This is a genomic window from Desulfitobacterium sp. (assembly GCF_035539115.1).
Classification (GTDB): domain Bacteria; phylum Bacillota; class Desulfitobacteriia; order Desulfitobacteriales; family Desulfitobacteriaceae; genus Desulfitobacterium_A.
The window spans coordinates 18,250-29,864 of the sequence record NZ_DATLJA010000012.1 but is presented as its reverse complement, the minus strand read 5'-3'; the positions used below and the strand labels follow the sequence as shown (position 1 = coordinate 29,864).

At 44.2% G+C, this 11,615-nt stretch carries 10 protein-coding genes; all 10 read left to right on the top strand.

The window, feature by feature from the left end:
• Window positions 1–132: 132 nt before the first annotated feature.
• Complete coding sequence (locus tag VM640_RS01990; protein ID WP_325389385.1) at window positions 133–1,329, top strand: MDR family MFS transporter; 1,197 nt, start codon at window positions 133–135, stop codon at window positions 1,327–1,329.
• A gap of 18 nt (window positions 1,330–1,347) precedes the next feature.
• Window positions 1,348–1,710 (top strand): TfoX/Sxy family protein, encoded by a 363-nt coding sequence (locus tag VM640_RS01985; protein ID WP_325389383.1) that lies wholly within the window; start codon window positions 1,348–1,350, stop codon window positions 1,708–1,710.
• Between the two features lie 265 nt (window positions 1,711–1,975).
• A complete protein-coding gene (locus VM640_RS01980) occupies window positions 1,976–2,827 on the top strand; it encodes a bifunctional 5,10-methylenetetrahydrofolate dehydrogenase/5,10-methenyltetrahydrofolate cyclohydrolase (RefSeq protein ID WP_325389381.1) in 852 nt (283 codons plus the stop codon).
• Window positions 2,827–3,465: a cyclodeaminase/cyclohydrolase family protein gene (locus tag VM640_RS01975; RefSeq protein ID WP_325389379.1), complete on the top strand. Its 639-nt coding sequence runs from the start codon at window positions 2,827–2,829 to the stop codon at window positions 3,463–3,465. The genes VM640_RS01980 and VM640_RS01975 overlap by 1 nt, the downstream gene beginning before the upstream one ends.
• A 168-nt stretch (window positions 3,466–3,633) precedes the next feature.
• Window positions 3,634–4,758 (top strand): ABC transporter ATP-binding protein, encoded by a 1,125-nt coding sequence (locus VM640_RS01970; RefSeq protein ID WP_325389377.1) that lies wholly within the window; start codon window positions 3,634–3,636, stop codon window positions 4,756–4,758.
• A gap of 78 nt (window positions 4,759–4,836) precedes the next feature.
• Window positions 4,837–5,901, top strand: coding sequence for a PucR family transcriptional regulator (locus VM640_RS01965; RefSeq protein WP_325389375.1), 1,065 nt, complete (start codon window positions 4,837–4,839; stop codon window positions 5,899–5,901).
• Window positions 5,902–5,916: 15 nt separating this feature from the next.
• Entirely contained in the window at window positions 5,917–6,774 is an 858-nt protein-coding gene (locus VM640_RS01960; protein WP_325389373.1) for a MurR/RpiR family transcriptional regulator, read from the top strand.
• A gap of 115 nt (window positions 6,775–6,889) precedes the next feature.
• The gene (locus VM640_RS01955) at window positions 6,890–8,440 is read left to right on the top strand and encodes a gluconokinase (RefSeq protein ID WP_325389371.1); all 1,551 of its coding nucleotides are present in this window, start codon (window positions 6,890–6,892) and stop codon (window positions 8,438–8,440) included.
• Complete coding sequence (gene ilvD / locus VM640_RS01950; protein WP_325389369.1) at window positions 8,437–10,059, top strand: dihydroxy-acid dehydratase; 1,623 nt, start codon at window positions 8,437–8,439, stop codon at window positions 10,057–10,059. The genes VM640_RS01955 and ilvD overlap by 4 nt, the downstream gene beginning before the upstream one ends.
• 198 nt (window positions 10,060–10,257) lie before the next feature.
• On the top strand, window positions 10,258–11,577 hold the full coding sequence (locus VM640_RS01945) for an ABC transporter substrate-binding protein (RefSeq protein ID WP_325389367.1): 1,320 nt from the start codon (window positions 10,258–10,260) through the stop codon (window positions 11,575–11,577).
• Window positions 11,578–11,615 lie beyond the last annotated feature (38 nt).

Below are 11,615 nucleotides of genomic sequence, written 5' to 3'. Positions count from 1 at the left end.
ACCCATGTGAGCGAGGAATATCGCGAGAATACAAAGCTCAGCTGATTCTTTAGATTTGAAAGGACGAGGAACGTTAATTATTACGATCTGCAATTTGTTTAGTTCTAGAAAGCAAGGTGTTCATATTAATATATGATAAATGATTACAGAGGGCTTCCTAAAAGTATATATATTATTTTCGCAGTTCAAATAATTAACAGGTTTGGAGATTTCGTGTTTCCATTCTTAACATTGTACCTAATAAATAAGCTGGGTTTATCGTTTGCAACTACCGGTGTAATAGTAATGGTTGCGTCAGTATTAAGTATTCCGGGTTTTCTCTTAGGTGGTAAATTTGCAGATCAGCTAGGCAGAAAAAAAGTTTACATATTAGGACAAACAATTGCAGGGATATTACTAATACCGTGTGCTTTTATAAATAACCCTTCGGTCATTGTAATATTCATCCTATTAGCTACTTTTTTCAACGCAGTAGTAAGACCTTCAATTAGTTCAATAATTGCGGACATATTACCACCCAATAAAAGGCAGTTGGGTTATTCACTTAATTACTTAGGAATTAATATCGGAGTAGCTTTAGGTCCGATAGTAGCCGGATTTTTGTTTAATCATTCTCTACCGTTACTTTTTATAGGAGATGCTTTAACATCATTTATTGCAGTTAGCCTTGTTATAATGCATGTCACTGAAGTTAATCCAATAAACGCAGAAGTTGCTATAACTGAAGAGGAAAATGATGAATCAGGAAATCTGCTTGAGGTTCTTTTGAGAAAACCTCGGATAATTATCCTTTTACTAATTTATATAATATACAGTTTCGTATATGTACAGCATAGATTTTCCCTACCAATAATGCTAGATAACAGATTCCTAGCTCAGGGTCCTGAAAAATTCGGATTACTTATGAGTATCAATGCTTTAACTGTAATAATATTAACGATGTGGGTTACTAATATTACAACAAGGTTTAAGTCCCTAACTAATATGGGTATAGCTGGTGTTTTATATGCAATAGGTTTTGGCATGATAGGAGAAATTAATACTTTTTCCCTGTACATAGTATCTACCATATTGTGGACAATGGGAGAAATACTTATGGCCACAAATTTTGGTGTATACATTGCTAATAATAGTCCGAGAAATTATAGAGCCAGATTTAGTGCTTTTGGTAACTTAAGCAATGCACTAGGTGGAGCTCTTGGAACTTCGCTTATGGGCGTATACATTGGCTTTATGGGTATAAATGAAGTATGGTATTTTACCTTTGTAATATCATGTATTTCAGCAATTCTTATGTTTTCACTATCCATTTTTTCTAGGAGAAAATAAGTTTGAGGAGGAATAACGATGGCAGTAAGTGAGAGCTTTAAAGATTACGTATTAGACCAACTTGAACTGTTTGGTAGCGTTACCATTAAAAAGATGTTTGGTGGTGCTGGTATTTATCATGATGGTTTAATTTTCGGGTTACTTGCAGATGACGTTCTGTATTTTAAAGTGGATGACTCTAATAGGTCCGATTATGAACAAGCTGAAATGGAACCATATCGACCATCATTTGTTAATAAACCCATGTCAATGCCATATTATGAAGTACCTGCTGACATTATTGAAGACAATAAGCGGTTAGTGGATTGGGCCCGGAAAGCTCTATTGGCATCAAATAATAAGCCTTCTAAGCTCCCCAAAAGCAAGAAAAGTTCGAAATGATGAGGGGCATTGTTGGGTTTTATGTTTGAGAGAAGGAACTATTTTATGAAATTGTTGCTGAATTAATCCTGCTTTTGTCGTTGAGCGAATACATTTTTCGAATTAGCAAATTAGGTCCGTCGAGAGTAGTTATTAGAAATTACGAAATAAAGTTCAGAAAATTCCAGTAAAATTTTGCAATTCGCTCGTCAGTCAAAAGGAATTGCTTTTATGAACAGAGAATAATAAAGTAAATATGCCATTATATAAAAGGGGAGTGAAGGGTTTGGCAGAGTTACTTGATGGTAAAGCAATTGCGAAGGTTTTGAAAGAAGAAATCAAGAATGAGGTTGAAGGTTGGAAAGCTCAGGGAGTAGAGCCTAAGCTGGCGGTCATTCTAGTGGGCGAAGATCCTGCTTCTGTCGTTTATGCAAAATCGAAGCAAAAGGTTAGTGAAAATTTGGGGATAGGGTTTGAACTCCATACGCTACCTGCAGACAGCCCGGAAAAGGAAGTTCTGACCATGATCGAGCAATTAAATACGAATGACCAAATTCATGGCATTATGATTGAGCTGCCTTTACCCAAACATATCTCGAAAGAGCATGTGATGGCTGCAGTTCGCCCGGATAAAGATGTCGATGGCGTGCATCCGATTAACCGCGGCTATATTCTGAGTGGGGAAGAAGGACTATTCCCGGCGACCCCTCAAAGTTGCATTGAAATCTTGTTGCGTTCAGGTGTACAAATTGCCGGTAAACACGTTGTAATTGTCGGGCGGGGAGAAACGGTGGGTAAGCCACTCGTTTTCCTCATCCTTAAACATAATGCCACTGTGACAATCTGCCACTCCAAAACTCCTGACTTAGGGGCCTTTACCCGTCAGGCAGATATTGTGATCGCAGCGGTAGGCCGGGCTAAATTGATCAAAGGGGATATGGTTAAACCTGGGGCGATTGTGGTGGATGCCGGGATTAATGAAACTCCAAATGGCATTTGTGGGGACGTTGACTTTGAAGCCGTTAAGGAAAAGGCTAGTTTAATTTCTCCTGTTCCCGGAGGAGTGGGCTCCTTAACAACGGCCCTCATTATGCGGAATGTGCTGAAAGGAATTACACTGCAAAGGAGGAATGGCTGATGACAGAACAACAAGACGTTTGGCAATGGACGACCGCTGAATTTCTGGCTCAAGGCGCAAGTTCGGCACCGACTCCGGGCGGCGGAAGTGTTTCAGCTTATGTTGGCGCGTTAGCTGCGTCGATGGTTTGTATGGTAGCGAATCTTACCGTAGGCAAAGAAAAATACAAGGATGTTGAACCTCAGGTTCAAGACATTTTAGCGCGAGGTCAACGCCTTCTCGACGATTTGAAAAAAGGTTTAAGTCAAGATATCGCTGAGTTCTCGAACTTTATGGCTGTTCTTAAATTGCCCAAGGACACAGACGAACAGAAAACGTCACGCACGGAAAAACTCCAAAAAGTGCTGATCTCGGCAACCGATACTCCCTTAGGGATTGCCCAGAATTGTTTTGCAGTCCTAAAACTCGCCCAAGAGCTTGCTCCGATTGGCAATAAAGGGGCGATTAGTGATGTCGGTGTTGCTGCCTACTTGGGTGAAAGTGCGCTTAAGGCAGCGATGTTTAGTGTCGATATTAATTTGCCCCAGGTCAAGAATATGGACTACCAAGCTCGTGTCAAAGCAGAGCGGGAACGCCTCTTCACGGAAGCGGAAAAGATCAAAAACGAAACTGTTCAAGTGGTTCAAAGTAGACTTTAAAATCAGCAGTCACTCAAGAAAGATAATTAACACTCGGTCTTAAAAAAGGACCGGGTGTTTTTTCGTCAGATTGAACACTTAATTTGTGAATTTTGGCAATAGTCAAAGGAGATAAGCTTTGCTAGACTGAAATAAGCGAGAAAATCGAGAATAAGGAGAGATCGAATCATGGCAGGATTAACCTTTAAAAATGTGGTAAAAAAATATGATCAAAATGTAGTAGTTCATGACTTTAACCTAGAAATTAAAGATAAGGAATTTTTGGTGTTCGTCGGTCCCTCCGGTTGTGGGAAAACAACCACGCTGCGGATGATTGCCGGACTGGAGGAAATTAGCAGCGGGGAAATTTATATTGGGGATAAACTTGTGAATGATGTTCCTCCCAGAGATCGTGATATCGCCATGGTTTTCCAGAGTTATGCTCTCTATCCGCATATGAGTGTTTATCAGAATATGGCGTTTGGGCTTGAACTCAGAAAGATCCCAAAGGCTGAGATTGATAAGCGTGTTAAGGAAGCTGCGAAGATCTTAGATATTGAACATCTCCTTGATCGTAAGCCTAAAGCACTTTCGGGTGGTCAACGGCAAAGGGTTGCTTTAGGTCGGGCGATTGTTCGTGAGCCTAAAGTATTCTTAATGGATGAGCCTCTTTCCAACCTCGATGCTAAGTTAAGGGTGCAGATGCGGGCAGAGATCTCAAAACTGAGTCATCGCTTACAAACTACGATCGTTTATGTTACCCATGATCAAACGGAAGCGATGACCATGGGAGATCGGATTGTGGTCATGAAGGATGGTCGTATCCAGCAAGTGGATACCCCGATGAACCTTTATAATCATCCTAAAAATGTGTTCGTTGCCGGCTTTATTGGCTCTCCAGCGATGAATTTCTTGCGGGTTCGGCTTGTGGACGAAGAGGGTCAACTCAAACTTGTCAATCCTAATTTTACGCTTCCGCCGATTTCGGAAAGACGAGAAGCCTTGATACCTTATATTGGAAAGGAAATCATTTTTGGCATTCGTCCAGAAGCCATCTATGACGATGCTCCTTTCTTGGAGGCACACCCCGATTGGTTCCTCGATGTCACCGTGGATGTGATCGAACCAATGGGGTCGGAAAACTATGTTTACTTCACGATTGATGGAGAAAATGTGATTGCCCGGGTTGACGCGACGAGTACAGCTAAAATCTTACAAAAACATCAAGTCGCCTTTGATATGACTCAAGCTCGTTATTTTGATGCCGAGACCCAGGAAGTTATCCATCGCTCGGATTATCACCCGAACTATTAAATCGTAAGCTAGGGGAATCTACTTTTTGCATAGTGGGTTCCCCCGTGTTTTACACCGTTTGAAAGCATGTTAGAATAGATGAGTAAGATTGGCGAACGGGGTGAGGCAGGAATGATTCATAACAGAGCTCAGGAGTTAACGGGTCACGAAGAGATTCTGATCGAGCTAGCCCAATGTTTGACTCAGGAATCCGGTCTGTTGATCTTCGCTGAACGAAGTCCAGCGGTTCGGCAGGGAAGGCCAGTTCAGATTTCAGTGGCAGGATTAGCCCAGGAAGACAGCGTTACTCTGTATTTAGCTTGGCAAGAGCCTACTGAACCCGATTTGATTCTTTTGCACCTTCTTGAAGCCTTAGCTCAGAAGATTTATCAAGACCTACTCGACTCAAGGGACAAGAACCAAATGCAAGAAACGGGATCCTGGGAATGGCTTATGAGGGAGGGGGAGCGGCAGAAGTGGAATTGTAAAAAATTTGCTCAACATGTCTCGCACTACGCTCTACCCCCGTTAAACCAGGGGTTTCCTATTTATATTCAGTGTGCTCCTTGGCACTCAAAGATTATGAAGGTTATGGCAAATCTTTATCCTCAGGCGCAGGTATGTTGGAGTCAGAAACCCAATCTTTTTCTGTGGCTGCCAGTGGGGACGCCAAATTTATCCAGAGCTGAACTAAAAGCTCGGGGTGAAACCTTGATCCAGGAGGTTTATTCTTTACTCGCCGATGAATTAGGCGTTTCAACGGTAGTGCTTGTGGGCAAACCTTCAGAGAACAATCTCTGGGGGGGTTATCTGGAAGTTAAAGAATTAGCCGTTCTCCATGCTCGCTTTTTTGCGGGTGAATCAGGGCTGACGTCCTGGAATCTGGGGTTAGCCTTTCTCTTTAGTACGTTATCAACGATATCAGCGGAACAGTATTGGGAGGGGCTTCTAGGTGCTTTATCTGATGATCTAATCGAAACCCTATCCGTTTTTCTAGATCATGATTTGAGTATCGGAGATACGGCGAAAGTGCTTTTTATTCATCGCAACACCCTAAATTATCGTTTGGATCGTATCACCGAGCTGACAGGCTATAATCCGCGACGGCTGAAGAAGGCGGTTTACTTTTACCTTGCGGTATGGTTGAAAAAACATTTGAAATAGATTGGAGTAGACCTGATGAACGATTCTCATTTACAAGGGTGTATACCTCGCTTGAGAGGGATAATGCCCTCGCTTACCTCTGCTGAAGGACGCGTGGCCAAATATATCCTGGAAAACTCGCAACAAATTATTCATCTTTCAATTACCGAACTTGCCGAGTTGGCCCAATGTGCCGAGGCAACGATTTTCCGGTTATGCAAGCGCTTAGGGTACGGCGGCTATCAGGCGTTTAAAATTTCCTTAGCGAGTGATTTGGTTGAACCTTTAGCCAATATTCACCAAGAAATTACCCCGGAAGATAGTTTGGGTACGATTGCGGCTAAAGTTTTTCATTCGAATATCGAGGCCTTGCAAGACACACTCAAGATCATTAATGAAGATAGCTTGGAGCAGGCTGTTCAGGCCCTTCATCATGCCGATCGGATTGAATTTTACGGTTTAGGAGGATCTGCTCCAGTAGCTATGGATGCCTATCATAAATTTGTACGTGTGGGGATCCCTTGTATTGCTCTGACTGACCCTCATTTGCAAGTGATATCCGCACGGCTCCTTAATCCTCAAAGCGTGGTTTTTGGTGTCAGCCATTCGGGGAGTAACAAAGATATAGTGGAATCGTTAAAAGCGGCACGAGAAGCGGGTGCCAAGACGATCTGTTTAACCAATTATTCAAAATCTCCGGTGACTAAAGTGAGTGATATTTGTTTGATCTCTTCGAGCAGGGAATCTAACTTTCGGAGTGAGGCCATGGCTTCGCGAATTGCGCAATTGAGCCTGATCGATACTTTGTTTGTAGGAGTTTCCTTATTAAGAAAGGATATTGTCTTAGATAATTTACAAAAAATCCGAGAAGTGATTGCGTTAAAACGCTATTAGTTTAGAGTTTTTGCAAAGGGCTTTTAGTATACTCCCTATGAAAATAAATTTTATATTTAAAAATAAATAAGAAAATAATTATCGTTACGTTAATCTGAAAGGTGGCTTAAAGTAAATGCAACGGGAATGGATCTTAAGTGTGGATGTGGGGACATCTAGCGTTAAGGCAACGATTTTCAATGACCAAGCCGAATTGATGGCTGAGCAAAGTTGTGGGTATCCTTTAGTCCAGCCTCAGCCTGGTTGGGTTGAACAAGATCCTCACGATGTGCTTCAGGCTTTTGAACGGGCGATTCAAAACGTACTCGCGCAAACAAACCATAAGCCGCAGATTATTGTTTTGAGTACGGCGATGCATGCCTTGATGGGTCTTGATGATCATGAGCAGCCTTTAACGCGCTTCCTCACTTGGGCGGATCAAAGAGCGGAAGAATTGGCGAGGAAACTGCGAGCCACTCCCGAGGGTTTGGAGATTTACCAAAGAACAGGGACACCCATTCATGCCATGTCGCCACTTTTAAAGTTAGCCTGGTTTAGGGAAAGTCAACCTGAGCTTTTCACTCAGGCTAAACTCTGGGTGGATTTAAAAGCCTATCTTCTCCACGAACTAGTAGGTGAATGGGTTATCGATGAATCCCTAGCTTCGGCTACAGGGCTTTTTAATCTAAAAACCAGGGCCTGGGATGAGCAAGCCTTGACTTGGTGTGGCGTAAACCAGACTCAACTTCCGCGTTTAGTAAAAACGACGGATTGTGTTGGGATTATTCCAGCAGACTTGGCTCAACGGTTGGGGACGCCCGAAAATACGAAAGTCATTGCCGGAGCCAGTGATGGGGCCTTAGCCAACCTCGGTGTGGGAGCGGTCGTACCCGGTTCACTTGCTCTTTCGATCGGTACGAGTGGAGCGGCGCGCCAGGTGGTTAAACAGCCTCAACTCGATCCCGAGGGTCGACTCTTCTGTTATGTTGTGGATGACGAGCATTATATTATTGGCGGACCGATTAACAATGGCGGGATCGTTCTGCGTTGGCTGGAATTCCTTTTTGGACCCGGACAGCGAGAGGGCCAGGAGCTGGCCTCAGATCAGGCTCAAAGCCACATGTTTTATGAAACCTTAAATAAAGAAGCTGCGGCTATTGCCCCAGGTTCAGAGGGCTTGTTCTGTCTCCCGTATCTCACTGGAGAGCGGGCACCGCTTTGGCGTGAGGATGTTTCAGGAAGCTTTTGGGGATTAAGACTGACCCATACGCGGGGACATTTGATGCGAGCGGTTTTGGAAGGAATCAGCTACCAACTTAATTCTGTAGTTAAGCTTCTGGAAGAACTTGCTGGTCCTGCTCGAGAAATTCGAGCTACCGGGGGGTTCACCCAATCCAAGGTCTGGACAGAAATTCTTACGGATATTTTAGGAAACCCCCTTGGCATACCTAAATATACGCAAGGGACTGCTTTAGGCGGGGCCTTCCTAGCCTGGAGCGCGCTCGGACAATTGGAATCGTTGGAACAATGTGCTGAACTGGTTCCTGTAGCTCAAATTATGGAGCCAAATGCTGCTCGCAAGGAACGTTATCAAAAGGGTTACGCGCTTTTCCAAGATCTAGTTCATTTAGGGGAAACACAGTTCCCAAAACTCAATGAATTTGCCAATGGAGGATACAAAAAATGATCAACCGTATTAATCACCTGCCACCGTTTCAACGGGCCATTGCGAAAGCGCATCTTTGCAGCGCTGGTGCTCGCTATGAGGATTTAGACCGGCCGATCATTGCAGTGGTCAATACCTGGAATGAGATTGTTCCAGGGCATGCTCCTCTTCGCGAATTAGCGGAGCATGTTAAACGGGGAATTGTCCAAGAGGGAGGAACTCCTTTAGAGTTCAATACAATTGCTATTTGTGATGGGATCACGCAGGGCCATTGTGGTATGAACTATGTTCTGCCCAGCCGTGAACTCATTACCGATTCCGTCGAAACGATGATTAACAGTCATCGTATCTTTGATGGGATGGTACTCATGGGTTCCTGCGACAAGATTGTCCCTGCTTTATTGATGGCTGCTGCCCGTCTCGATTTACCGAGTGTGATGCTGACGGCAGGTCCGAATATTCCAGAAATCAAGCCCCGTGACTCAAAGGCGGCTCGTCAGAAATTTATGCGTGGAGAGATCGATGAAAAGACATTGGTTGAAGAAACTTTGCGCTATTATCCAGGACCTGGAATCTGCCCTTATTTAGGTACGGCCAACACGATGGGGATTCTAACTGAAGCTCTGGGACTTGCTTTACCCGGAAATGGACTTATTCCGGCTCAGAGTTCGGGTCGGTCCAGCCTGGCAGAGGAGAGCGGAATCCGGGTTGTCCAATTGGTACGAGAGGGGTTAGTACCGCGCCAGATCTTGACTAAGGAAACCTTTGAGAATGCGATTCGTGTTTTACTCGCCTTGGGCGGGTCCTTAAACGGAGTCCTGCATCTTCTGGCCTTGGCTAAAGAAGTGGGAGTGAAACTTTCCTTAAACGACTTTGATCGTCTCAGTCGTTCGACTCCGTTACTTACTGCGGTTGTCCCCAATGACCAAGAGCATACCGTGATTGATCTTTACCGGGCTGGGGGAGCGCCTGCCGTAATGAAGCGTTTAGAACCATTGCTTCATACGGAGCAGATGACGGTTACAGGTCAGACGGTTCAAGGTAATTTGAGCCAAGTAACGAAAATCGGCGAACTCATCCATTCTTTAGAAAATCCCCTTCAGCAAGAAGGTGGGTTAGTGGTTCTCTATGGCAATCTTGCTCCTGAAGGGGCATTATTGAAACGATCAGCAATTACGAGCGAGGGGAATTTCATTAAGGGGAGAGCGCGAGTTTTTGATTCAGAAGAGGACTGTCTGGCCGCTGAAACCATATCTTCAGAGGAGATTTTGGTGGTTCGCTATGAAGGGCCAGCAGGGGGTCCGGGAATGAGAGAGCTCCACCGTGTTACGGAATTTTTACAAGTCCGCGGGGGCAAAGCGGTCCTCACGGATGGACGATTCTCGGGGGCTTCAGGTGGAGTTTCCGTGGGTTATATTTCCCCGGAGGCTGCAGCAGGCGGACCGATTGGTTTAGTTGAAGATGGAGATCAAATTTTAATTGACCTCGCCAAGCGAGAGCTTCAACTTCAAGTGTCTTCCGAAGTTCTAGCCGAGCGCAGCAAAAAGTTCCAGCCCGTGGAGAAACAAGCTTCCCCGTATCTCAAAGATTACGCCAGTAAAGTTTCGTCAGCCAATTTAGGCGCGATTTTTAATAAGTAGTATGAAGAAAGCGATTTTCGAAGAAAATAAGTTATAATCTCAATTTACGGTAATATAGATGGGATAAAGCATTGAATAATTTTTCCTAAAATAACTGAAATAAAGAAATTTTTTTTCACATAAGCAGGATAATGAAAAAATTTGTCGTAATTATTTAATGCAAAGTTGCAAATCTTATGAGATATAGGAGGGGAAGTCGTGAACAAACCAAGAAAACTCTTGAGAGGGGTCGCTGTGGTTCTGAGTCTTGCGATGAGCTTAGGCTTAGTTGCAGGCTGTGGAAGTAGTCAAGCCCCGAAACCGAACGCATCGACGGATAAGCCGTATGCTGGCACCCAACTCCGCGTGGTCTTTGCGAATCATCCATGGTCAGATGCGCTGAAAGCTCAGCTTCCAGAATTTGAACAAAAAACGGGGATTAAAGTCAATGCGGAAAACTACTTTGAGGATCAACTCACGCAAAAATTGACGGTAGAATTAACCTCGGGTTCGACGACGATTGATGCCTTTATGTTCCGTCCACTTCAAGAAGGAAAACTCTTTGCAACTAACGGTTGGTTAAATGACATAGGTAGTTATACTCAAAAGGATACCGCTTGGAATGTTGGTGATTTTAATAAAGGTGCCATAGGCACTGTCACCATGAATCAAAAGCTTTACGGTGTACCACTGGTAACCGAGCGGGAAATTATGTATTATCGTAAAGATATTCTCCAACAAAATAATATTCCCGTTCCCAAAACGCTTGACGAACTTGTTGCAGCTGCGAAAAAACTCAATGATCCGAGCAAGGGAATTTATGGTTTTGTCGCTCGTGGTCAGCGTTCTCCGGCCGTAACACAGCTTTCGAGTTTCCTCTATAGTTCCGGCGGCGACTTTGCCAAAGACGGCAAAGCTACAATCAATACTCCGGAAGCGCTTAAAGCTTACCAAACCTATGGTGACTTACTCCGTCTTTATGGACCTCCTGGAACGTTAAACATGGCTTGGCCACAAGCTTTTGCCATCTTCCAACAAGGAAAAGCGGTTTTTCTGACGGATGCAGATAGTCTTTACACGAACTTAACAGATCCCAAGAAATCCACAGTTTCCGATCAAGTAGGCTTTGCCCCGTTCCCAGCCGGTACTGCTGGCGCCAAGCCGTATAACATTACCTCTTGGGCTTTGGGCATGAATGCGAAGTCGCAGAACCAAGCTGCTACTTGGGAATTCATCAAATGGGCAACCAGTAAAGAGGAAGTTCTCAAGATGCAACAAGCGGGTAATCCAGGCGCCCGTGAGTCTGTTTGGAATGATCCTGAAGGTTTGAAGACCTTCCCGAAAGAGTATGCCGATACGGTGAAGGCTTCAATGAAAGACTCTGTTGACCATGACCGCCCTGTTGTTATTGATATCGGACCAGCCCGTGATGCTGTCGGTGGACCGATACAAGCGGCTATTCAGGGTCAAGATATTGCGGCAGCAGCGAATGCGGGAAATACAGCGCTTCAGGCTATTCTCGACAAAGAAAAGAAATAAGTCTTAATAACTAACTAACGAACGAGCCTTCCGTTCTT